This is a genomic window from Oceanicaulis sp. (assembly GCF_051859625.1).
GTDB lineage: Bacteria > Pseudomonadota > Alphaproteobacteria > Caulobacterales > Maricaulaceae > Oceanicaulis.
In genome coordinates this window covers 757,281-780,278 of the sequence record NZ_JBHYFH010000001.1, presented here as the reverse complement: position 1 = coordinate 780,278, position 22,998 = coordinate 757,281, and the positions used below count along the sequence as shown (strand labels likewise).

21 protein-coding genes and 1 tRNA gene are annotated in these 22,998 nt (G+C 62.1%); 7 read left to right on the top strand and 15 right to left on the bottom strand.

Annotated features, from left to right (window positions below; all coding sequences use genetic code 11):
* Nucleotides 1-24: 24 nt before the first annotated feature.
* The 4 genes from ACTIGF_RS03705 to ACTIGF_RS03690 all read right to left on the bottom strand — a co-directional run bounded on the left by ACTIGF_RS03705 (nucleotide 25) and on the right by ACTIGF_RS03690 (nucleotide 2,870).
* The gene (locus tag ACTIGF_RS03705) at nucleotides 25-819 is read right to left on the bottom strand and encodes an SDR family NAD(P)-dependent oxidoreductase (protein WP_439635586.1); all 795 of its coding nucleotides are present in this window, start codon (nucleotides 817-819) and stop codon (nucleotides 25-27) included.
* A gap of 78 nt (nucleotides 820-897) precedes the next feature.
* Nucleotides 898-1,317, bottom strand: a complete 420-nt coding sequence (locus ACTIGF_RS03700) for a response regulator (protein ID WP_439635585.1) — start codon at nucleotides 1,315-1,317, stop codon at nucleotides 898-900.
* Nucleotides 1,318-1,689: 372 nt separating this feature from the next.
* Nucleotides 1,690-1,766: transfer RNA gene (locus tag ACTIGF_RS03695), tRNA-Arg, on the bottom strand.
* 51 nt (nucleotides 1,767-1,817) lie between these two features.
* Complete coding sequence (locus ACTIGF_RS03690; RefSeq protein ID WP_439635584.1) at nucleotides 1,818-2,870, bottom strand: phytase; 1,053 nt, start codon at nucleotides 2,868-2,870, stop codon at nucleotides 1,818-1,820.
* Between the two features lie 233 nt (nucleotides 2,871-3,103).
* Between ACTIGF_RS03690 and ACTIGF_RS03685 the strand changes: the two genes are divergently transcribed.
* The 6 genes from ACTIGF_RS03685 (at nucleotide 3,104) to ACTIGF_RS03660 (ending at nucleotide 11,042) form a co-directional block, all read left to right on the top strand.
* Complete coding sequence (locus tag ACTIGF_RS03685) at nucleotides 3,104-6,040, top strand: TonB-dependent receptor (RefSeq protein WP_439635583.1); 2,937 nt, start codon at nucleotides 3,104-3,106, stop codon at nucleotides 6,038-6,040.
* 148 nt (nucleotides 6,041-6,188) lie between these two features.
* Nucleotides 6,189-6,803, top strand: a complete 615-nt coding sequence (locus ACTIGF_RS03680) for a 2-hydroxychromene-2-carboxylate isomerase (RefSeq protein WP_439635582.1) — start codon at nucleotides 6,189-6,191, stop codon at nucleotides 6,801-6,803.
* Nucleotides 6,800-7,528, top strand: coding sequence for an SDR family oxidoreductase (locus tag ACTIGF_RS03675; RefSeq protein WP_439635581.1), 729 nt, complete (start codon nucleotides 6,800-6,802; stop codon nucleotides 7,526-7,528). The genes ACTIGF_RS03680 and ACTIGF_RS03675 overlap by 4 nt, the downstream gene beginning before the upstream one ends.
* 60 nt (nucleotides 7,529-7,588) lie before the next feature.
* A complete protein-coding gene (locus ACTIGF_RS03670; protein WP_439635580.1) occupies nucleotides 7,589-7,999 on the top strand; it encodes a hypothetical protein in 411 nt (136 codons plus the stop codon).
* An 84-nt stretch (nucleotides 8,000-8,083) separates the two neighbouring features.
* A complete protein-coding gene (locus tag ACTIGF_RS03665) occupies nucleotides 8,084-10,195 on the top strand; it encodes a TonB-dependent receptor plug domain-containing protein (RefSeq protein ID WP_439635579.1) in 2,112 nt (703 codons plus the stop codon).
* Between the two features lie 55 nt (nucleotides 10,196-10,250).
* Nucleotides 10,251-11,042 (top strand): thermonuclease family protein, encoded by a 792-nt coding sequence (locus tag ACTIGF_RS03660; protein ID WP_439635578.1) that lies wholly within the window; start codon nucleotides 10,251-10,253, stop codon nucleotides 11,040-11,042.
* Between the two features lie 3 nt (nucleotides 11,043-11,045).
* On the opposite strand, the gene ACTIGF_RS03655 is transcribed toward ACTIGF_RS03660, so the two are convergent.
* From ACTIGF_RS03655 to ACTIGF_RS03625, 7 genes are all read right to left on the bottom strand, one after another.
* The gene (locus tag ACTIGF_RS03655) at nucleotides 11,046-11,951 is read right to left on the bottom strand and encodes an RNA polymerase factor sigma-32 (protein WP_439635577.1); all 906 of its coding nucleotides are present in this window, start codon (nucleotides 11,949-11,951) and stop codon (nucleotides 11,046-11,048) included.
* A gap of 183 nt (nucleotides 11,952-12,134) precedes the next feature.
* On the bottom strand, nucleotides 12,135-12,653 hold the full coding sequence (locus ACTIGF_RS03650) for a CarD family transcriptional regulator (RefSeq protein ID WP_022700321.1): 519 nt from the start codon (nucleotides 12,651-12,653) through the stop codon (nucleotides 12,135-12,137).
* Nucleotides 12,654-12,937: 284 nt separating this feature from the next.
* Entirely contained in the window at nucleotides 12,938-13,270 is a 333-nt protein-coding gene (gene fdxA / locus ACTIGF_RS03645) for a ferredoxin FdxA (protein WP_022700320.1), read from the bottom strand.
* Between the two features lie 72 nt (nucleotides 13,271-13,342).
* Complete coding sequence (locus ACTIGF_RS03640) at nucleotides 13,343-13,777, bottom strand: TerB family tellurite resistance protein (protein WP_439635576.1); 435 nt, start codon at nucleotides 13,775-13,777, stop codon at nucleotides 13,343-13,345.
* A 24-nt stretch (nucleotides 13,778-13,801) separates the two neighbouring features.
* Nucleotides 13,802-14,086, bottom strand: a complete 285-nt coding sequence (locus tag ACTIGF_RS03635) for a S4 domain-containing protein (protein WP_439635575.1) — start codon at nucleotides 14,084-14,086, stop codon at nucleotides 13,802-13,804.
* On the bottom strand, nucleotides 14,083-16,893 hold the full coding sequence (locus ACTIGF_RS03630) for a helicase-related protein (protein ID WP_439635574.1): 2,811 nt from the start codon (nucleotides 16,891-16,893) through the stop codon (nucleotides 14,083-14,085). Before ACTIGF_RS03630 ends, ACTIGF_RS03635 begins: the two co-directional genes overlap by 4 nt.
* A 46-nt stretch (nucleotides 16,894-16,939) precedes the next feature.
* The gene (locus ACTIGF_RS03625) at nucleotides 16,940-17,749 is read right to left on the bottom strand and encodes a DUF3108 domain-containing protein (protein WP_439635573.1); all 810 of its coding nucleotides are present in this window, start codon (nucleotides 17,747-17,749) and stop codon (nucleotides 16,940-16,942) included.
* A 203-nt stretch (nucleotides 17,750-17,952) separates the two neighbouring features.
* On the opposite strand from ACTIGF_RS03625, the gene rpmB reads away from it, so the two are divergent.
* Nucleotides 17,953-18,240, top strand: a complete 288-nt coding sequence (gene rpmB, locus ACTIGF_RS03620; RefSeq protein WP_375550193.1) for a 50S ribosomal protein L28 — start codon at nucleotides 17,953-17,955, stop codon at nucleotides 18,238-18,240.
* Nucleotides 18,241-18,314: 74 nt separating this feature from the next.
* Here the strand turns inward: rpmB and ACTIGF_RS03615 are convergent, their stop codons facing one another.
* From ACTIGF_RS03615 to ACTIGF_RS03600, 4 genes are all read right to left on the bottom strand, one after another.
* Nucleotides 18,315-19,337 carry an esterase-like activity of phytase family protein gene (locus tag ACTIGF_RS03615; protein WP_439635572.1) on the bottom strand — a complete coding sequence of 341 codons (1,023 nt, stop codon included), beginning with the start codon at nucleotides 19,335-19,337 and terminating at the stop codon, nucleotides 18,315-18,317.
* 26 nt (nucleotides 19,338-19,363) lie between these two features.
* Entirely contained in the window at nucleotides 19,364-21,298 is a 1,935-nt protein-coding gene (gene cobT / locus ACTIGF_RS03610; protein ID WP_439635571.1) for a cobaltochelatase subunit CobT, read from the bottom strand.
* Nucleotides 21,299-21,307: 9 nt separating this feature from the next.
* The gene (cobS, locus tag ACTIGF_RS03605; RefSeq protein ID WP_022700312.1) at nucleotides 21,308-22,297 is read right to left on the bottom strand and encodes a cobaltochelatase subunit CobS; all 990 of its coding nucleotides are present in this window, start codon (nucleotides 22,295-22,297) and stop codon (nucleotides 21,308-21,310) included.
* Between the two features lie 90 nt (nucleotides 22,298-22,387).
* Nucleotides 22,388-22,936 carry a J domain-containing protein gene (locus tag ACTIGF_RS03600; protein ID WP_439635570.1) on the bottom strand — a complete coding sequence of 183 codons (549 nt, stop codon included), beginning with the start codon at nucleotides 22,934-22,936 and terminating at the stop codon, nucleotides 22,388-22,390.
* Nucleotides 22,937-22,998 lie beyond the last annotated feature (62 nt).

Below are 22,998 nucleotides of genomic sequence, written 5' to 3'. Positions count from 1 at the left end.
GAGTGCGTATTGTGTGGCCCGATCCTACAAAGGTCGACCGTTATTGGCTTCAACCAGCATACGGCGCAGTTTGCGCATGCCGCCGACCCAGCGGTCCCGCTCGCTGCCTTTCTTGGCGACGTATTCGGGGGTCTGGGCATGGGTAGTGACCAGGAAGCGGTTCTCTTGCATGGCCTTGATCAGCGTCTCTGCGACCTCTTCAGGTTCGAGATAGCCGCTCAGCCCCTGGGCGCCGCCTTCAATGCCCTTCACCAGCGGCGTGTTCACGCCTTCCGGGCACAGGCACTGAACCTTCAGGCCGTCATCGCCATGGGTGATCGCCAGACTCTCGGCAAACGACACCGCCGCCGCCTTGGTGGCCGAATAGGGCGCGTCGCCAATCTGGTTGAGAAGGCCCGCAGCCGAAGCTGTGATGATGAAGTGGCCATGGCGTTCCGCGATCGAACGCGCCAGCATGCGCGCGGCGAAAACGCTGGCCATGACATTGACCTGCCAGCAGGCATCCCAGGAGGGCGTCGGCGCATCTCCAGCGCCCCAGCCGGGGCCGTCCGACACGCCGATGCCGGCGTTTGACATGAAGATGTCCACGGGGCCCAGCTGGCGCTCCACCCGATTGACCAAGCGCGCCAGCGCGGCTTCATCTGTGACGTCGACGCCCAGGCCGAAACCGCCGAAGTGTTCGCCCGCCGCTTTCGCGGCGTCATGATTGAGATCTGCAATGACGACTTTGGCGCCGCGCGCATGAAAAGCGGACGCGCAAGCCTTGCCGATGCCACTGGCGCCGCCGGTGACGATGGCGATTTTACCGTTGAGATCCATGTGTCGATCCTCCCGCATGATTTTGCAGGAAGCTTAAACGGTTAAGGACAACTCGCAAGACGCTTGGTCGGCGCCGGATCAGGCCACATCCAGCGCTGCGTGGAGGATCGCCATGACGATGGTCAGCGCGGCGCGATATTGCTCAAGCGTTTCAGGCTTGCGCACGGACGAGACCACGTTGGCGTACTGTGAGCAGGCTTGTTGCAGGCGCTCCGCATCGCCGGAGAAGACAATCACCGGGATATGGGAGAAGGCGGGATTTTGAGACAGCTGCTCAAGAACCCAGACACCGTCTTCACCGGCGAGCTTCAGATCCAGGACGATGCAATCATAATCAGGATTGGCGCGTACGAGTTTGAGAGTCTGTTCGCCTTCGACGGCGCGATCAATGACGGCCGCGCCGGATTCCTCACGAAGCATTTTTTCAAAGAGGAAGGCTTCCTGGTCATCGTCTTCGACGAGCAGCAGAGTAGGTTTGTATGTTCCCGTCGCCGTCATAAGGGCGCCCCCGAGCCTAAATTTTTGTCCATGTTGACGCTAGTGTGACGTTTTGACTATGAAAAGTGATATTTCGGATAATGTTGAATTTTCAACAGTTGCTAAGAAGCATTCTCAGGATCAAGTTAAAGCTTGTTCAGCCTGTACGTTGGGACTTGCTCGATAATGATTGCCTGACAGCACCTTATGGAGATTCAGTCTTGATATCTGGAGTTGTTCATCTTCGTGTTAATTTCGTAACCTGAGCGACAGGTTTCTGTATTGCGCCTGCTATCGGCGCTCTTTTGAGCTCAGGACGAACGATTCCCTGCCTGACATGACTGATTCGGCATCAAGACGCAGTGCAAGGAGATGATCAGGCTCAGGCCTGGCTGGTGTCCCCGACTGGATTCGAACCAGTGGCCCTCAGATTAGGAATCTGATGCTCTATCCTGCTGAGCTACGGGGACACGCTCACGGAAAATAAGCCGGGATGACAGGCGCGTCACCCCGGCGAATGCTTATTGCTGCGCCTGTGTCAGCGCGGCGCGGATTGCGGCGAGGTCCGCCAGTTTGAAATTCTGGCCGCCCGTGTCCTCGGCGTCGTCCTGCGCCAGGAACACGCCTTCGGGGTGTCCGGGCAAAGGCAGGGCGTGAACGTCGATGCCGTCGGTCTCGCTGGTGCGGTCGATCTCGCCGCCATTGATCTCGAAACGACCGACCAGCGTGTTGTCAGCGGTGTTGAAGACAGCATAGGCGTTATCGCCCTGGCTGGAGACGACGAGCCAGGGGGCGGCGCCGTCTTGCGGCCACAGGGCCACGCCTTCGGCATCTGCGATCAGACTGTCAGAATTCACGTCCGCCAGCTTGGTGCGCGCATCGCCGCTCTCAGGGTCCGCGTCATAGATCCAGACCGCCACATTTTCTTCGGCGATGTAAAGCGTGCCCGTCTGGTCGTCGACGGCGCAGCCTTCGGTAATGGAGCCGACAGTGAAGCGGCGAACGGTTTCGCTCCGCATGGCGCCGTCTTCAAACCACAGGCGTTGCTGCATCAGTCGACCGGTATCGTCTTCGGTGACGAAGGCGAACAGCGCATTGTCGGACGGGCGTTGATACAGACACAGGCCATAAGGGTCGACAAAGTCGAGCGGCAGGACCCCGCCGGGCGCCGCGTTCAGGTCTCCCGTTTCACGGTCGATGAAGAAGACCGCCAACGCGATATTGGTGCGGTCTGAAGCGACTGCGATGTCCACGGTTTCATCGCCGGCCTCAAAGCCATAGCGCACATCGACATTGTTCATGCGCCCGGCGGCCAGGTATTGGGCGGTTTCCCCGTCCAGCGTGTAAACGTAGAGCCCGCTTTTCTTGTCTGTGCCCAGAATGCGCGATTGAGACGGGTCCGCGGCGCGCCATAGGGCGGGATCATCCGCTGCGTCGCCGGCGCCGGCGACGGCGGCGGTTTCCACGCTCGCAGGAACAGAGACGCGGGGCAGGCTCGGCCCGGAAGCCTCGGTACAGGCGAACAACGCGCCTGCGCACACTGTCACAAAGAACATCGAAACTGTTGCGCGCATGACGCACCCCCTTTTTCACCCGGAACCGGTTCAATTGGAGCCCTGCATAACGGGACAGCTCGGCCTTGGACAAGTCGCGAGGTTGCATTGTCATATTGAATACATACAGCCGACACAGAGCCGTGTTGCAGGCAACATCAAAGTGTCGCCTGCGCTCTTCATAACCCCGTCTTGATCGCGTGCAGGTCTGCGCGCGCCTTATTGCGTCTTGATAATAGTCGGGGGACTTTCAGATGAAGCGTATGACCAGTTTGCTGGGTGCGGCGTCCATTATGGCGCTGGCCGCGGGAACAGCCCATGCCGGCGAGATCACCGGCCGCGTGACGGAATCGACCGGGGCGGTCGGTCTTCAGGGCGCGATCGTTCGGATCAGCGAAACCGGCCAGACCGTGTCTTCGGCGCGTGACGGCTCCTTCCGCCTGAGCAATGTTCCCGCTGGAGATTTCACTCTGGTCGTCGACTATCTCGGCGCCGACGCTCAGACCCGGTCCGTGACGCTGATCAGCGCAGACGACCAGGTGGAGACCAATTTCGTGTTGGGCGCGGACGTGGCGATCGCGGACAACATCCTGATCATCGGTCAACGCGGACAGCTGACCAGCGCGCTGAACCGCCAGCGGGCCGCCGCCGGCCTGATCTCGGTTCTGTCCGCCGACGCTGTGGACCGCTTGCCTGATGAAAACGTGGCCGAAGCGGCGCGACGCATCGCTGGCGTCAACGTGCTCAACGACCAGGGCGAGGGCCGTTTCGTCTCGATCCGCGGCATCGACCCGAACCTGAACACCACCACGGTGAACGGCGTGCGCCTGCCGTCTCCTGAAGCGGACAACCGTCAGGTGCCGCTCGACGTGATCGATTCAGACGTCCTGTCCTCGATCGTCATCTCCAAGTCCCTCACGCCGGACATGCCGGGCGACACGATTGGCGGCAATATCGAGATCGAGACCCTGTCCGGTCTCGATCAGGACGACCGCCTGCTGCAATTCCGTCTGCGCGGCATCTATGCCGATGTTGTGGAAGAATACGGCTATCGCGGCTCGCTGACCTTCGCAGACAAGTTCTTCAACGACCGTTTGGGCGTGGCGCTGTCGATCTCTGATCAGGAACGGTCCTTCGGTTCTGAGAACGCCGAGGTCGACGGGACCTGGAACGTGGATGAAAGCGTGCCGTTCCCCGAAGAGTTCGAGAACCGCAATTACGACGTGACCCGTGAGCGCACCTCGGTGGTGTTCAATCTCGATTATGATCTGAGCGAGAGCACCAACCTGTTCGTGCGCACCACCTACTCGGACTTTTCCGACCAGGAATACCGCAACCGGATCGAGAACAAGTTCGAGGATCCGGACTATGCCGACGCCCTGTCCTCGGGCAATGGCGCCTTCTTTGACGCCTCCACCGGCGACGAGTTCGAAGTGGACCGCGACATCAAGGACCGCCTTGAAGAGCAGACCATCTACGCCATCGCAGTGGGCGGCGAGACCTTCGCCGGTCCCTGGACGTTCGATTACCAGCTGGCCTACGCCTATGCCGAGGAAGCCGAGCCGAGCCGGATCGATACGGGGTTCCGCGCCAAGTTCGATCAAGGCATTTTCGGGGTGAACGTCGCGGACGCTCAAATCCCGCAAGTGATCTTTGGCGATGCGGTTGCCGAGCAAGCCTATTTCGACGGTGACTCCTATGAGTTTGACGATCTGGAGTTTCTCGACGGCGTCGCCAAGGACGATGAATGGTCTGCCGAATTCAATGCGCGTCGCGAGATGAATTTCGGCGCCTATACCGGTTTCGTGCAATCGGGCGCCCAGTACCGCACGCGTGAGAAATCCTATGAGGCCGTTACACTGGTCTATGACGGCTTTGACGGCCCGGATCTGCTGCTGAGCCAGTTCCAGACGACGGTCGACTATCCGTTGGCCGCCAATTTCGGTCCGGCGCTGGACGCCGGCGCGGTTCGCAACTTCTTCTTCGCCAACCGCAGCGATTTCGAACTGAACGACATCGACACGGCGGTGGCGTCCAACGCCGACAATTACGGCGCTGAAGAAGACGTGTTCGCGGCCTATCTGATGGGTTCGGTGGACATCAACCGTCTGCGCCTCGTCGGCGGCGTCCGCGTTGAAGACACCCAGTATGACGCCCATGGCTTCGAAATTCTCGAGCAGGAAATCGAGACCGCTGTCGCAGGCGACGTGACCGGCGCGTTTGAGAGCTATATCGCTCCGGCTCTGACCGGCTCGGAACTTCTGGCGAGCGATCTCGACGTCGAATATGATGCAGGCGCCGACGAAACCATCATCGAAGGCGATCGCGTTTATCGCCGCCGGGTCACCGCCGAGAACTCCTACACCGATTGGCTGCCGAGCCTGAACCTGCGCTATGAAGCGTCGGATAATATGATCGTGCGCGCCGCGTACTACGCCTCGATCGCCCGTCCGAACCTGGCGCAGGCCGCCCCGCGTCTGGCGTTCGAGGAGAACGACAAGGGCGAAGTGGAAGCTGAAGCCGGCAACCCCGATCTTGAGCGTCAGGAAGCGCAGAACTTCGATCTGGCGCTGGAGTTCTATCCGACCGAGGATGCAGTTCTGTCGGCCGGGCTGTTCTACAAGTCGATCGACAATTTCATCGCGCAAGTCGTCTATGAAGACACCGTAATCAACGGCGTCCAGCTTGAGCAGGCGACGACCTTCATCAATCTCGACGACGCGAACCTGACTGGCGTCGAGCTCAACTACCAGCAGGCCCTGACCATGCTTCCGGGCCTTCTGCAGCACACCATCATCGGCGCCAACTACACATATGTGGACTCCGAGGCGACGCTGGCTGATGGCCGCGAGATCACCCTGCCGCTTCAATCCCAGAATGTGGCGAACCTGATCCTGGGCTATGATGACGGGCGTCTCGATCTGCGCGCCGCGGTGTCCTATCGCGATGAGTACATCGACGAGCTGGGCGACAACGCCGCCGAGGACCGTCTGATCCTTGATCACACCCAGTTCGATTTCTCGGCCAAATACGACCTGGCCGAGAATTTCCGCTTGTACTTTGACTACAAGAACGCTTTCGACGAGCCGTTCCGCGCGGCCTTCCGCGATGGCGGCCGCCTGCTGAACTCGCAATACGAAGAGTACAGCTGGCAGGCTCAGTTCGGCTTCCGCTACACCTTCGGCGGCTAAGGCGACTGAACGCCTTTGGGAAAGAAACCCCCGGAGCCTGGCTCCGGGGGTTTCGTCATTCACGGGCTTGCCTGAAAGCCAGCTGAGGGTGAGGCTCTGACTTTGTCCTGCGCATAGAGGCGGGAACAGCATGGGGAGTTCCTAGACCATGATCGAGCCGGACTTCATCACTGATCTGGGTAGCCCGAACGCCTATCTGGTCCACAAGGTTTTGCCGGGAATCGAAAACCGCACAGGGGTGACGTTCCGCTATCGCCCCTGCCTTCTGGGCGGGATTTTCAAGGAGACGGGCAATCAATCGCCCTTCTTCGCGTTCGCGGATATCAAGCACAAGCTTGATTACGAGATGCTCGAAATCCGTCGCTATGTGGCCGAGCACGCGTTGGGGGCGTTCAAGTTCAACTCCCATTTCCCGATGAACACCCTGACGCTCATGCGCATGGCGGCGGCTGTCGAGATGGATGCGCCCGATCAGGTGCGCGCCTTTCTGGATGCAGGCTTCGCCGGAATGTGGGAGCAGGACCGGGACTTCACCCAGGACGACGTCATCCAGGCGCATTTCTCGGATGCGGGGTTTGATGCGGATGCCTTGCTGGCCCGGACAGCAGACACCGAGGTCAAGGCGCATCTGATCGCGAATACGCAGGACGCGGTCGTGCGCGGCGTCTTCGGCATGCCGACGATCTTCGTGGGCCAAGAGATGTTTTACGGCAAGGAACGGCTCGGCCAGATCGAGGCGGAAATCCGAAACCAGCTTTCATGAGCGGCGCGGCGGTCATCATCGGCGCCGGGGACGCCACGGGCGGCGCGATCGCCAAGGCTTTCGCCAGAGAGGGCTATGACGCCTGCGTGGTGCGTCGACCGCGCCATCTTGATCAGTTGCAGGCGCTGGCTCAGAGCATCCGCGACGATGGCGGCCGCGCCCACGCATTTGGCGTCGATGCGCGCGATGAAGACCAGATGACGGCGCTGTTTGATCAGGTTGAGGCTGAAATCGGCCCGATCGAAATCATGGTCTTCAATATCGGGGCGAATGTGAACTTTGCCATCGAAGAGACGAGCGCTCGCGTCTATCGCAAGGTCTGGGAGATGGCCGCTTTCGCCGGCTTTCTGGCGGGACGGGAAGCGGCGCGCAAGATGATCCCGCGCGAACGCGGCGCGGTCATTTTCACCGGCGCCACGGCGTCCATTCGGGGCGGAAAGGGTTATGCCGCCTTTGCGGGAGCGAAGTTCGCCCTGCGCGCCCTGGCCCAGTCCATGGCGCGAGAGCTGGGGCAGAGGAATATTCATGTGGCCCATGCGCTCATCGATGGGGCGATTGATTCCCCGTTCATCGCCGAGCTGTTGCCTGATGTGGACGTGTTGCGGGCCCAGGACCGTCTGCTTGACCCCGAAGCCATCGCTGCAGCCTATGTCAGCCTGCATCATCAGCCTCGAACGGCCTGGACGCATGAGCTGGACCTCAGGCCCTGGGGAGAGACCTGGTAGCGCCGCGATGAGACATTGCGTCCGCTAGGCAAGTGTTGCGGTCTGTCTTATAGCGCAGTCATGTTTCGCGTGTCTCACCCTGTCCTACGCCAGATAGCGGCGGCCTTCATCGCCTTGCAGGCGTTGTGGTCGTCCATGGCGACGACGGCCTATGCCGCTGGATTTGATGAGGCGAAGTATCTGTGCGGCACGCTGGCGATGGAGCTGGACGCGCAAGCGCGCGCCCAGATCGCTGAACTCGTCGCGCTGACCGGGCTGGAAGAACCTCACGACCGTCAGTCCGGTTTTGATCCCTCAGACTGCGTCGCCTGCACGCTGGGGCATGTTGTGGCGCTGGTCGCGGACGCGCCTCGCCTGATTGACAGGACACCGACCCAGGTCGAGCCCGCTTTCCTGCGGGTGGATCAGGCAAGCCCGCGTACGCCGACCGGTCCTCCCGTGGGGCTGCGCGCGCCTCCGTTTCACAGCTGATCCTCTCCTCGCTGCGCCCGTGGGCGCGTGTCGGCGTCTGACCTTGGTGTCGGGCGCGGAATCTGTTCTGTGAAATGAGAAACCATGTCTGTCATCCTGTTTGCGGGCGTCTCTGCGCTCGCCATGTCCGCCGCCGCCTCAACTGCGACTGCCGAAGCGACGCCCCAGTCTGACAATCCACGTTGGGTGGATGTCATCACCGTCACCGGCCACGCGCCGCTCGCGGCTGATGACGCCGCCGTCTCGACCGATCTTGCGCCTGCGGTGGCGCCGGACGCCGCCGGGCTCGCTGCGCGCCTGCCCGGGGCGGCGCTCGTGGATAACGGCGCGCTGTCTGGCCAGGTCCAGTATCGCGGCCTGTATGGCGCCCGCGTCGCTGTTCGCCTTGATGGGCAAGCCTTTCATTCCGGCGGGCCGAACCTGATGGATCCGCCGCTGCATTATGCGCCGGCGCCCTTGCTGGAGCGGCTCGAAGTCACGCGCGGTCCGTCGCCGGTGAGCCAGGGACCATCCCTCAGCGCGGGTGTGAACGCGGTGTTCAAGCATGTCGACTATGCCGAGACCGCCAGCCCCGTTCTAAGCGCGGATATCACCTCCATCGTGCGCAGCGTGGACGAAAGCTATGCCGTGGGCGGCGTGGCCGGGATTGCGACGGATCGCCAGCGCTTTGAAGTGATGGCGTCCACAGAGCGCGGCGAGGATCGCGATACGCCCTATGGCGTCCTGAACGGAACCGGGCATGCGCGTGATGTATACGGCTTTGGCTATGGTCTGCGCCTGACTGCGAACACTGAAGTGACGGCGGATTTTCGCCGACAGGAAGGGGGCGAGACGGGCAACCCGCCATTCCCCATGGACATTCGCTATATGGACACCTCCACGAGCCGGCTGGGTTTGAAGACGCAGGTTGAGGCGTGGAGCCTGTCCGTGCGCGCGGAGCATGCGCGCGTCGATCACGCCATGAACAATTTTGATCAACGCCCGGCGCCGACGCCCATGCGCTGGCGGGAGACGCTGGCGAGTTCTGAAACCGTGACATTCGGGTTCGATGCGGAACGCGCCCTTCAGGATGGCGTCCTGCGTCTTGGTTTGGATCGCGCAGACATCCGCCATGACACCACCATCACCAATCCCATGAATGCGGATTTCTTCGTCACGCCATTCCCTGATGTGGAGCTGGCGCGCACGGGCGTCTATGCCGAATGGGAAGGGCCGGTTTCAGTCTATGAATTCTATGCCGGGGTACGGCTCGACGCTCATGAAGCGGATGCGGGCGAGCCGTCTCTCGGAGCGGCGCTGCCCATGGGGCCGCGCATGCTGGCGGCGGCGTTCTCCGCCGCAGATCGATCCTGGGATGATGTGACGGTGGACGGGCTGGTGCGTCTTGCGCGACCCGTGACAGACACCGTGACATTGCGCGGCGCGCTGGCGCGCAAATCCCGCGTCGCCGGGCAGGTGGAACGTTATGGCTGGCTGCCGATCACGGCGTCCGGGGGGCTGGCTGACGGCAACACCTATGTGGGGACGCTGGATCTGAACCCGGAAGTCGCGACGAGCCTTGAGGCGGGTTTCGACTATGCTTCGGACCGAGCGTATCTGCGGCCGACCGTTTATGTCGCTTGGGTTGAAGATTACATCCAGGGCGTTCCAGCCGAGCCGAATACGCCCGGCGTCGCCGATACGCCGCTTGAAATGGTGTCGGCGATGAATGGCGATCCGACGCCCTTGCGGTTTTCCAATGTGGATGCGCGGCTTTACGGCTTTGATGCGGATTTCGGCCTGGTCCTGACACCGAGCTGGCGCTTGGACGGCGTGCTGACCTATGTGCGTGGCGAACGCGATGATGTGGACGATGACCTCTACCGCATCACCCCAGCCAGCTTGCGGCTGAGCGCCACCTATGAGCAGGCGGTGTGGTCCGCGACCGTCGAAACGCTGATGGTCGCCGAGCAGGACAAGGTGTCTGCTGAGAACAGCGAGCAGGAAACTCCGGGACATGTTGTGCTGAACGCTTACGGGCGCTGGGCGGTCAATGATCAGGTGAGCCTGTCTGCGGGCGTCGAGAACATTCTGGACCAGCCCTATCGCGACCATCTGGCGGGCTATAACCGCAATTCAGGCCTCGGCGTGCCGGTTGGCGAACGTCTGCCGGGCGCTGGGGCGGGGGTCTGGTTGCGGCTCAATACCCGCTTCTAGGCTTTGATCTTGTGAGGCTGACAGGCAGTATGCTCCCTTCTCGGGGGAGTCTCAAATGCTCAAAATCGCGCTTTGCGTGTTGGTTTTGGCCAGCCTGTCAGCCTGTCATGCGCCTGAACGGGCGGAGGTTTCGAGCGTTGCGCCTCTTGGCGCGCGCTCGGGCCACAGCTTCACCTATCTGGATGAAGCGGGCGTCCGTCAGACCGCTCTCTTGGCCGGAATAAGAGGCGCAGAGACGCCAGACTCCCGTGAACAGCTGCAACGTCTTCTTGATGAAGCGGGAGACGCCTTGCTGCTGATCGAGACGGACGCCGGACGGGACCGGTATGATCGGCCCGTGGTGCTGGCGATGTTTGATCGGGACGCCGGCGAGGCGTACCTCGACGCGGACATGGTTCGCTCAGGGCAGGCGATGGTCTGGCCGAGACCCGACGCAGATCAGCGCGCCCATGTTTTGTATGCACTGGAAGCGCAAGCGCGACTGGCCGGAGAGGGGGCTTGGGGCGGCGGGGATTTTGCAATCCGTGATCCGGATCCCGACCGCCTGGCCCAGCATCTCGACAGCGCCCAGATCATTGAGGGCCGTGTCGTCGCGGTGGGAGAGGCGCGCAATGGCCGCCTCTATCTCAATTTTGGCCTGAATTGGCGCACGGATTTCACGGTGAGCCTGAACCGGGCGGACCGCGAGCGGTTTGAAGCGCAGGGGCTTTCGGACCCGGCCCAGTTGGAGGGCGCCGTCATTCGCGTGCGAGGCTGGCTGTATGCCGAGAATGGACCCATGATCCATGTGGCGAGTCCGGCGCAGATTGAAATCCTTGATGCGCCAGACCCGACACCTTTGCCTTGAGCGTTAGTCGGTGGGGATCAGACCGGCTTCTTCAGGGTCGCCGACCACTTCAGTCAGGTATTGTTTGAGCTTTTTCAGCGCTTGGTGCTCTACCTGTCGGACACGTTCTTTTGAGATGCCCAGGCGTTCGCCGAGTTTCTCAAGTGTGACGGAATCCTCACCCAGACGTCGCTCACGGATGATGAGCTGCTCACGCTCGCTGAGACGACCCAGAGCCTGCCCTAGCCATTGCGTGCGCTGGCTCTGGTCGCGCCCTTCCATGACCTGGGTTTCCGGGTCGGGATTGTCATCTTGCAGCAAGTCCTGCCACTCGCCTTCGCCATCTTCGGTGAAGGGGGCGTTCAGGGACCGGTCCACAGCGGCCAGACGGCTCGCCATCTTCTCCACATCGTCTTCACCGACGCGCAGGGCCTGGGCCACATAGGCGCGGTTTTCCGGTGTGAGCGCGCCTGAGCTCGTGTCCTTGATCAGGGCGCGCAGACGGCGAAGATTAAAGAACAGGGACTTCTGGGCGGCGGTGGTGCCCGTACGCACGATGGACCAGTTGCGCAGCACATAGTCCTGAATGGACGCGCGAATCCACCAGGTGGCGTAAGTGGAGAAGCGCACCTCGCGTTCAGGCTCAAAGCGGGCGGCGGCCTGCATCAGGCCGATATTGCCTTCCGACACGAGGTCGGGAAACGGCAGGCCGTAATTGCGGAACTTGGCTGCGATGGAGATGACCAGCCGCATATAGGCGGTGGTCAGGGCATGCAGCGCCTCCTCATCGCCTTTTTCTTTCCAGGCGGTGGCGAGGTCGAGCTCTTGCTGACGCTCGAGCAGAGGGGCGTCCATCGCTTTCTTCATGTAACGCCGATCAGGGTCGACGGAGCGCGATGGGGCGGAGCGAGTCGGCGCAGATTGTGACATCTTGTTCGCTTTCGTTTCGCATGGGCCACTAACTTGTTCATGAGCTTATACGAACGATGTCCGGACCTGGATCACGCTCTGATGTGATAGTTCACGATTTGCTGGGGTAGAACGAAAAACGCCCCGCCAGAGTGAACTGGCGAGGCGTTGAACTGTCGACGTCCTGACGGGACGAGGCGCGTATCAGGCGGCTTTCTTGGTCAGCGTCGTGGTCAGAAGCTCAAGCGCTTCCTCACGGTCGACCTTCTCAACCGCGGCCACTTCGCGGACCATGCGGTCGAGCGCAGATTCATAAAGCTGGCGTTCGGAATAGGACGGCTCGGGCTGGTCTTCCTGGCGGTGCAGATCGCGCACGACTTCCGCAATGGAGATCAGATCGCCGGAATTGATCTTGGCTTCATATTCCTGGGCGCGGCGGCTCCACATGGTGCGCTTGACCTTGGGCTTGCCCTTCAGGGTTTTGAGCGCGTTCTGCAGGACATCGTCACTGGCCAGCGGGCGCATGCCTGCGTCGGTCGCCTTGGCGGTCGGCACGCGCAGGGTCATCTTGTCTTGCTCGAAGGAGACGACATAGACCTCGATATCAAATCCGGCGACGCTTTCTTTTTCGACGCCCACGACACGGCCCACGCCATGAGCTGGATAGACCACATAGTCGCTTTTCTTGAACGTCTTATTATCGTTGGCGGATTTCTTGGTCATACGAGGCCCTCTCGTCCAAAGCCTGCCGAACTGGTCATCTTTGCGGGTCAGAATAGACCACACGAAAACCCGATCTGATCTAAGTGGAAGATCAGCGGTCGGACTTTCTATGATACAGTTACATCAAGGCGGTTGCTGTCCCGGAATACGCGCTTATGCGCTTACCGAAGACAGGCAATGTAACAGAAAAACTGCAAAAACTCAACTTGATGCGCAGTCGTGTCTATTCCGCACGCGGAGCACGGTTAACCAATCGCTAAGATTTTGAATGAATTCAGAGATTCCTAAGCGGGCTTTTCTGAGAAATATTTCTCCAGCTTATTCGTGATGGTCTCGAACTCTTTATAGTCGGCGGGCGGATCTTTGCGCACCGTGATATTCGGCCAGACAGTGGCGTATTTTGAGTTCAACGCCAGCCACTTGCCGTCTGCATCGTCTTCCGTGTCGGGCTTGATGGCTTCAATCGGACATTCAGGCTCGCAGACGCCGCAGTCAATGCACTCGTCTGGATGAATGACGAGCATGTTCTCGCCTTCATAAAAGCAGTCCACAGGACAGACTTCGACACAGTCAGTGAATTTGCAGCGAATGCAGGCGTCAGTGACGATATAGGTCATCGCGCGGGCGGCCTCGGGACAGGAATGAGAGACGATAAGTTGGCGGGGACATGGCCCCCTCTAGGACGTTTGTCAACGGCCCGAGGCGGCTTGTCGCGCTTCAGCGCGGTCACGATCGGACAAGCCCAGCAGCGGCGCCAGGCGCCGTATCAGCGCATCTTCGTGCGCATCACGCTCGCCATCCGCCAGGACGACCCGCCAGAGGTCGGTCAGGATCGTCAGTCTTTGGTCGCGCGGCAGTTGTTTGACCACCCGGGTAAAGCGGTGATGGTCGACGGCGGCTTCCGCCTGGTCCTCGGCCTCTTGCAGCACTTCAGCGGCGCGCGCTTCGTCGAGGTCAAAACCGGTGCGAAGCACGGAGATGATCTCAGCTTCCTCCACATCGGCGTAAATACCGTCTGAGAGGGCGGCTTCCACCATGAGAGCAGCCGTGCACACTTCAGGGGTCAAAGCGCGTTCTGCTGTGGGTTCTGCGGATGTGAACAGGCGTTTCAGGGTTTCAAACATAATCAATCCAGAAAAGTCTATGCGCTACTCAGTGGCAAGGCTGTAGCACGCCTCAGCTTCAACTGCAGGGCCTCGCCGCTCCGGCAAGTCGATAATGACCAGCCGAAAGGGCGCCTCGCCGCGGCGGATCACCAGTTGATCGCCTGCGCGGACCGGGCTCGAAGGCTTTGTCAGGCGCATCACCTTGCCCCCGCGATCAATTCGGACAGCGCCTTTCTCGACCATCTGCCCCGCCAGGGCGCGCGATTTGAAAAGCCGCGTCCTGAAAAGCCAGACATCGCAACGCTGAGCTGGGCCGTGTTCGCTCATGAGCGCTCTTGTGGTGTCTCCGCCGAGTCTGATGCGGCTTGAGTGTCTGCCTGGGTCTCTTCTGCGGGCGATTGCGTCGCTGCCTGATGGGCCTCAGGCGCCTGCGTCGGCACGCCTTCTGACTCAGGCTTGGCTTCGGCCTCGCTCGTTTCAGCAGATTTGGCCTTGGGCTTCTTGCGCGGCTTGCGGCGTTTCTGGGCGGCGGGTTTGGGTTGCTCCAACTCCAGCGCGGCGAGCGCGGCGAAGGGCGAATCCGGGTCGATCGGCTTGTCCTGCACAGGCGCAGGCTTTGCGGCGCGCACATCCTTGCGCGGGCCTTTGCCCTTGCCATGAGGCTTGTTTCCGCCTTGCGCCGGACGGGTGCTGGACCGCGACCGGCCCGCCCACAATTCAGCTTGCTCCTCGGTCGCGGTCTGCACGCGGCGATAACCCAGGGCTTTGAGAACCTCGCGCAGGTCCTCATTGGAGCAGCCGAGCAGCGCCGTCATGGGCGCATTGGGCTCGAACCGCCGTTCCTTGTTTTCAGAGCGTTGATCGCGGATCAGGTCCGCCAGACGCTCCAGCATGTCCAGACGCACCGCGCGCGGCCCGCAGGGCTGAAAGCCCGCCGCCGCATAATCGGCCAGGGTATAGCGGCGATCATTGGGAATGCTGGTCAGCCCCGGCGGAGGATTGACCGCCCGCTCGATATCGCCTTCGTGCACCGCCTTGAGCATGGACAGGAGGCGGGCCGCGCCGGGCTTGAGCAAAGCCGGCATGAAGACGGCGTGTTCGCCGATGCGTACGCCGGAGCGCCGCAAGGATTGGCGCTCGGGCACGGACAGGGCCGACAATTCATCCGCCAGCTTGGCGCGCGACATCGCGCCGAAATTTTCCACCAGCTGATAGGCGACGCCGCGCGCCAGACCGTCGAGCCGGCCCTCTTCCTTGAGCGCCTTGCGCATGGCCAGAAGCGGTTCGAGCCGGGTGCCGGCCTGTTCGGCGGCGAACGTCATCAGTCGTTTTTCGGCCTGCGCGATCAATTCGCTGGATCCCAGCTCGCCGCCGATCAGATCAACGCCCGGGGTGAACGGATCGCCGCCCGCCTTCAGGCGCCCGACCGGATCGTCTTTCCAGTTCAGCAGGCCATCTTCGCCCAGAGCCAGTTCCGAATCGTCAGCCTGGGAGAGCTGGGACAGGAGCCGGTTCACTTCCGGGCGGACGGCTTTCATGGCGGCGTTCGCCACAGCCCGGCGCGCCAAAGGCTCGCCTGCGGCGTCGGCTTCAAAGCTCAGCCCGTTCAATCGTCCCACGAAATGGCCCTCCACAGTGACCTCGCCCAGGCTGTTGAGCCCGGATTGCAAATCGGTTTTCTCACGCAGCCCTTTCATCAGCGCGCTGGTGCGCCGGTCGATGAAACGGGCTGTCAGGCGCTCATGAAGCGCGTCCGAGAGCTGATCTTCAACCTCTCGCGTACGGCTCGTCCAATATTCAGGGTCTTTTGTCCAGTCCTTCCGGTGGGCGGCGTAAGACCAGGTGCGGACATAAGCCAGTCTTTGCGCGAGCGCATCCACGTCTCCGGCGGTCTTGGCCAGCCGCGTCAACTGCGCGTCCAGCCAGCTGTCGGGCAAATAGCCCTTGGCGCTGGTCAGATGCATGTAAAGCGTTGAAACCAGACGTGCATGTTCTTCCGGGCTGGATTTGCGGAAGTCCGGCGTCCGGCACACATCCCACAATCGCGCGGTCCCGTCCCGAGCGGCGGCGCGCTCGCGAATATCGCTGTCGCGCGACACCAGATCGAGCACATGCTCATCGGCTGCATTGCGCACGCGCTCCAGCACAGGGTCGGGGGAGGGCGTGTTGAGCGAGCGGCGCAACGTATCCAGATTGCGCAGGTCGAGCCGACCGTCGCGCCAGGTCAGTTTCCGGACAGGTTCGAAAGTGTGGTTCTCCACCCGCTCGATGACGTCGGCGTCGAGCGGGCGGGCGTCGGCGGTCTGACCGAACGTGCCGTCAGAGCGGAACCGGCCGGCGCGTCCTGCGATCTGCCCGATCTCATGGGGAAAGAGCCGGCGGCGCTTGCGACCGTCAAACTTCGAGAAACTGGCGAAGGCCACATGGTCCACATCCATGTTCAGGCCCATGCCGATCGCGTCGGTCGCGATCAGGAAATCCACTTCGCCGGACTGATAGAGCTCCACCTGGGCGTTGCGGGTTCGCGGGCTGAGCGCGCCCATGACGACCGCTGCGCCGCCGCGCTGGCGGCGCACCAGCTCGGCGATGGAATAGACGTCCTCAGAGCTGAAGGCGACGATGGCGGAGCGCCGGGGCAGCTTGGTCAGCTTCTTGGCGCCGGCATATGTCAGCACCGAGAAGCGTTCGCGCTCCTCGATCTCCGCTTCGGGGATCAGATGGCGCAGGATGGGCCGCATGGTGGTGGAGCCCAGAAGCAGGGTCTCCGCCGTGCCGCGCGCATGGAGCAGCCGGTCAGTGAAGATGTGTCCGCGCTCGGGGTCTGCGGCCAGCTGGATCTCGTCAATCGCGAGAAAAGCCGGGCGCATGTTCAGCGGCATCGCCTCGACCGTGCACAGGAAGAATCGCGCGGTCGGGGGGACGATCTTTTCCTCGCCCGTGATCAGGGCGACGGCGGCGGGCCCCTTGGCCTTGACGACTTTGTCATAGAGCTCGCGCGCCAGGAGGCGCAGCGGCAGGCCGAACACGCCTGTGCTGTGCGCCATCATGCGCTCAAGCGCCAGATGGGTCTTGCCGGTATTGGTGGGGCCTAGGATCGCGGCGATACGGCTATCGCCAGCGCGGGCGCGTGACATGACGCTCTCCAGCGTGGGTTCGCCTTACAGATAGGGGGGAACGATCTTATTGCGAAGCGTCGCCTGCATAGAGCTGGGTCGCGGTGATGTTGATCGACCCGATCCGCGTCTGGGCGCGGAACCGCACAGGCACATAAACGCTTTCGATGGGCGCCAGCCAGATCGTCACCGGTCGATTGGTCTCTTGCTCGTCAGGGCGATCGCCCTCGTCATAGCCGCTGATCGGCTCGATGAAGGCCTGGCAACGGATGGCCTCGCCGCTCCAGCCGCGGGTGCGAACGTCATCCGGGCCGGCATTGTTGAAGCGTAGGTCATAGCGCGCCTTGCCGTCAAAGACGGGCAGACGACCCTGGCAGATGTCCGCGTCGTCAGACTGTATGGACAGCATCAGCCCCAGCAGGGTCGAAATGGGATCAAGCGCGCCTGCGCGTTCTTCATCATTGGCGGGCGGTTCGCCCATGGAGCCGAAGGGCGGCTGGACGTCCGGCATGGCGACGCCGTCATCGAAATTGATGCCGACCACGCGTCCCTTGTTGCTGGCGTGATTGACGTGCTCATAGCGATAGGGGCGCAGCGAGTCAGGCGCGCGATACCCGGACGTGGTCGCTTCGATATTGGTGTCGTCGAACCAGCGCAGCAACCCGCCGCTCTCAAACGTCGCGGCCGCTGAATAGGTGCCGTCCTGAAAGGCGGCGGACAAGGAGATGTCAGCGACTTTCAGGATCAGCACCGAGCCTGAGTACTGGGCGTAAATCTGCTGGGGCGGCTCAACGCTCTGGGCGCTGGCGGCCAGCGGGCAGCCGGCCACAGCCAGGGTCGCAAAAGTGAGACGGGCGTAATTCGACACAGTCAGCATTTTACTCTATTCCTTCGGCCCCAGCCGAGTTCGCATCCTATCTAACGTGATCTGGCTGCAAGATGAACGCCAAGTTCTGTGCGCCTGCGCCTTGACGCAGGCGGCCCAGACCGGTACATCGCCCGCTCTCGCGCCGCACCTTGGATTTTCCATGTAAGCGGTCGCATATGATTTTACGACTGTTGTGGAACAAGGTGGAAGCTATGTCGCGCCGCTGCGAACTTACTGGGACGGGTCCGGTTTCGGGCAACAACGTTTCCCACGCCAACAACAAGACCAAGCGCCGCTTTCTGCCGAACCTGTGTCAGGTGACGCTGGCGTCTGAGGCCCTGGGCCGGTCTTTCCGTCTGCGTATCGCCGCCAAGGCTCTGCGCAGCGTCGACCATGTTGGCGGTCTGGACCAATTCCTGCTGAAAGCTCGTGACGAGCAGCTTTCTGGCGCCGCGCTGAAGATCAAGCGCGAGCTTAAGAAAGCCGCTGCAGCCGCCTAATCGGCTCTGTGCTTGACGCGAGAAAAACGCCCGCCGGAAACGGCGGGCGTTTTTCTGTGCGTGACGCCCGGGACTCAGTCTCGCGGTTCGATGGTGAAGCTCAGTAACAGCGTGCGCTGAGACTCATTGAAATTATCGTCCGAAATCAGAAACAGGCGCGTCTCGCCATTAATCTCGGCGACCGCCATGCCCTCAAAATTATCCACCGTCATGTCTTCGGGCTCGATGGCTGCGAGCAGGGTCGGATGAAGCTCAGCGACATTCGCGGCGTCCGCGATCTGTTCAGCGCTCAGATGCAGGATGTGGATGCGATTACCCACATCACGCGACCAGAACCGTTGAAGGATATAGAGGCCGCCTTGATCATCAGGCTCGAGCGCGGTCAGACCGAACTCAGCTTCCATCGCCAGCAGGAATGAGGCGCCAGCCGCGTCCGGCGCCGTCATATCCTGACGGGTCAGGATATGAACGGGGGCGGCGCCCGTCGTGTGCTCCCCCGCCGACCATAGCCAGTTTCCATCCGCCGCCAGGCCTTCCATGCCGGCGTTGTTCGGCAGTCTTTGCGTGCCCAGGGGATTGGGCAGCGGCGTTGGACGGGCGGTCCCCACCGCGCTCCAGTCTTCCTCCAGCCTGTAGCGCCAGATCCGGTGTTCGCGCTCGAAGCTGACCGCATAGGCGCCGTCGCCCAGATTGGCGAGCCCTTCAGAATCGGCGAATCGCTCTGAAACCGCTTCCCCCGCTTCATTCAGAAGGGGGTGGATATGCACGTCAGAGAGCCCGGCAAGCGCAGTGTCGTCATAGTCTAGGCTGGCCGTCATCCAGCGACCCTGGTCAGACACGGCCAGCATGCGCTGACCGTCTTCAGACAGGTGTAGCGCTGACCAGCCGCCAAAGCGTTCATCCTCGCTGCTGAGTTCAACTCCGCCCGCATAGCGAAGATCGCCCACGCGCATGCGGCCGGGATCATCTGGAAACAGAACCACGCGCTCGGCGCTGACGGTCAGGCCTGCGTCTGATGGGGAAGACTCGTCCTGAGCCTGTCCGCCACAGGCGGCTGTCAGGCTGAACAAGGCGGCGGTAAGAGCCGTACGGATCATGGCGAGCCTCTTGAGAAGGCGCGCCCCTAGCGTCGAGCGCGCGTACCGGTCACAGCCCGTTTCATAGCCGAGCCGCCGGCCGGACGCACCTTGTTTTCGCCTTTTGCGCGAATTTTGGTGTCGGCTTTGCGGTCGCGTTTCTCATCAAACAGTGCCGCCAGCTGGTCGGTCATCGCGCCCGCCAGTTGTTCCACATCCACGATGGTGACCGCCTTGCGGTAATAGCGGGTCACGTCATGGCCGATGCCGATCGCGAGCAGCTCGACATCGGATTTGTTCTCGATCATGGCGATGACTTCGCGCAGATGCTTTTCCAGATAGGCGGGCGAGTTCGCCGATTGAGTGCCGTCATCCACCGGCGCGCCATCGGAGATCACCATCATGATGCGGCGCTGCTCGGGCCGCGCCATCAGGCGTTTATGCGCCCAGAGCAAAGCCTCGCCGTCGATGTTTTCCTTGAGAAGGCCGTCACGCAGCATCAGGCCCAGATTGGGCCGTGCGCGCCGCCAGGGCGCGTCGGCGGCCTTGTAGATGATATGGCGCAGATCATTGAGGCGGCCCGGATTGGGCGGCTTGCCCTGGCTGAGCCATTCCTCTTTCGAGCGTCCGCCCTTCCAGGCGCGCGTGGTGAAGCCCAGAATTTCTGTCTTCACGCCGCACCGCTCAAGCGTACGCGCCAATATGTCGGCGCAGGCTGCGGCCACCAGGATGGGACGTCCGCGCATGGAGCCTGAATTGTCGAGCAGCAAGGTGACGACCGTATCGCGGAAATCGGTGTCTTTCTCCTGCTTGAAGCTGAGCGGCATCATCGGGTCCATGATGATGCGGGGAAGGCGCGCCGGGTCCAGCATGCCTTCTTCAAGATCGAACGACCAGGAGCGCTGCTGCTGGGCCATCAGGCGGCGTTGCAAACGGTTGGCGAGACGCCCCACCGCGCTTTCAAGGCCTTTGAGATGCTGGTCGAGGGTGCGCCGCAGACGGTTGAGCTCGGCCGCATCGCACAGATCAGACGCCTGGATCACTTCGTCGAACTTGTCGGTGAAGACTTTATAGGCGTTGAGATCTTCGCCGGGCGGGCTGACCCAGTTGGGTTTCGCCGATTGCATGGACTCGCTGGGCTCGTCATCGGCCTCGACGCGGGTCTGGCTATCCTCGGCGAAATGGATGTCGTCGGTGTCCGCCGCCGTGCCCTTGGCGTCCGCAGCGTCGTCCTCATCCTCGCCCTGATCGGGATCGTTGTCAGACTCGTCCTGGCCTGCTTCAGGCTCTTGCTCGACGCCGGCATCGTCCTGACTGTCGTCAGTGTCGTCTTCGTCCTGGTCGTGCTCGCCCAGTTCGTCAGTCAGGTCGAGATCACGGATCACTTGCCGTAGAGCATCCGCAAAGGCGCTTTGATCATCCACTGCGCCCGCCAGAGCATCCAGCGCGCCGCCTGCACTGTTTTCCAGATCCTCTCGCCAGACCTGCATCAGGCCCTTCGCATCGTCCGGAGCGGGCCGACCTGTTACGCGCTCACGCACCAGCATGGAGATGGCGTCCGCCAGGGGCGCGGTTTGCCGGTCCTCGGCATGGTTCCAGCCCTCGCGGCGGCAGCGATCGGCCAGCGCCGCATCCAGATTGTCGGCGACGCCGCGCATGGCGCGCGCGCCCAGGGCTTCCACTCGCGCCTGTTCGGCGGCGTCAAAGATTTGCCGCGCCCGGGCGCCGGGCGGCAGGGCGGTCTGATGCGAGCGCGCGTTATGAAGCTGCAGACGCAGCGCCAGCGCATCCGCCTTGCCGCGCAGCTTCGCCGCATCGTCTGCTGTCAGTTTTTCCGGCGGATTGGGCAGCACGACCTTGCCGTTCGACAACGCCGCGGACTCGCCGCCGAACTTCACGTCCAGTTCGCGGTCGTGAGAGATCGCGCGTGTCGCAGCGGACAGCGCGCGCCGGAACTGGTCAGCAGGCGAAGCGTCAGACATGAAAAGCCTTTAGGCTGCAGTGCCGGCGGCGAGGGCGCTTTCCGGCAGATCCTCGCCAAAGACCCGCTGATAGAATTCCGACACGATCGGGCGTTCCAGCTCGTCGCATTTGTTCAGGAAGGTCAGGCGGAAGGCGATGCCGGCGTCACCGAAGATCTGGGTGTTCTCCGCCCAGGTCAGCACGGTGCGCGGGCTCATCACGGTGGACAGATCGCCATTGATGAAGGCTTCGCGGCTGAGATCGGCCACCGTCACCATGTCGGCGATCATCTTGGCGCCGGCTTCAGACTGGCCCACTTCGCCCAGCTTGGCGGCGACGATCTCGCGCTCGGTCTCGGCGGGCAGATAGTTCAGCGTGGCGACCAGGGACCAGCGGTCCATCTGACCCTGGTTGATCTGCTGGGTGCCGTGATAGAGCCCCGTCGTGTCGCCCAGGCCCACCGTGTTGGTGGTCGCGAACAGCCGGAAATTCGGGTTCGGGCGGATCACCCGGTTCTGGTCGAGCAAGGTCAGAGAGCCCGAGGCTTCCAGAACGCGCTGGATCACGAACATCACGTCGGGGCGGCCGGCGTCGTATTCGTCAAAGAGCAAGGCGACGGGACGCTGGACGGCCCAGGGCAGGATGCCTTCCTGGAACTCGGTGATCTGCTGGCCGTCTTTCAGGACGATCGCGTCCTTGCCCACCATGTCGATCCGGCTCACATGGCTGTCGAGATTGACCCGGATCATCGGCCAGTTCAGACGCGCGGCGACCTGTTCGATATGGGTGGATTTACCGGTGCCGTGATAGCCCTGAACCATGACGCGGCGGTTGAAGGCGAAGCCCGCCAGAATGGCCCGCGTGGTGGCCGGGTCGAACACATAGGTGTCGTCAATATCGGGCACGTGGGAATCGCGACCGGAAAAGGCGGGGACCTCAAATCCGGGATCAAAGCCAAACAAGGCCTGACAATCGGCGGTCGTGTCGGGGGTGAGGCTGATCAGGGTATCGTCGGTCATACGCGGAAGGGCTCTTTGTTGCAGCGCGACAGGGTGGTTCAAACCATAAGCCCCAGACATAGAGCGTCCAAGCCCTGTCGCCACTCGGGCTCAGCCCATGCCGCAGCTTTTGAGGATCTGGTACGCCTCGACCACTTTCTGAAGCAGCTCTTCCATCGAGCGGTCGCCGCCATTTGAATCCGGATGGTACTGACGCACCAGCTCAGCATAGCGGCGCCGGATGACAGACTTGTTGGCCTTGGGGTCGAGATTGAGGGTTTCGAGGGCGCGCTTTTGAAGCCGCCCCATCCCGGCGTTCGGGTCTTCGGCTTCGCGCTGGGCGCGTTCCTGGCCGGGGGGCGGGCCGTCGCCGAACAGATTGAACGGATCGACGAAGCCGTCCTTGAAATCCTTGCTGGCGTTCTGCGCGGCGCGGCGGGCGCTGGAGCCGGACGCGAACCCCCAGGTAGGGCGGTGGCCATACATGTCCGCCGCCGCATGGGCCTTGGCCGCATCCTCGCTCATGCCCTCAAAGAAATTCCATTCCTTGTTGTACTGGGCGGCATGTTGTTGGCAGAACCAGTAGAACTCGGTGCGGTTGGCCGGGCTTTTGGGCGCGCGCGCGGTCGCTTTCGACCGGCACTGGGGATGCTCACACACCTTATCCTCTTGCCGCGCCTCGGTTTTGGGCGGCTTGATACGGATGTCTTTAAATTTGGGTC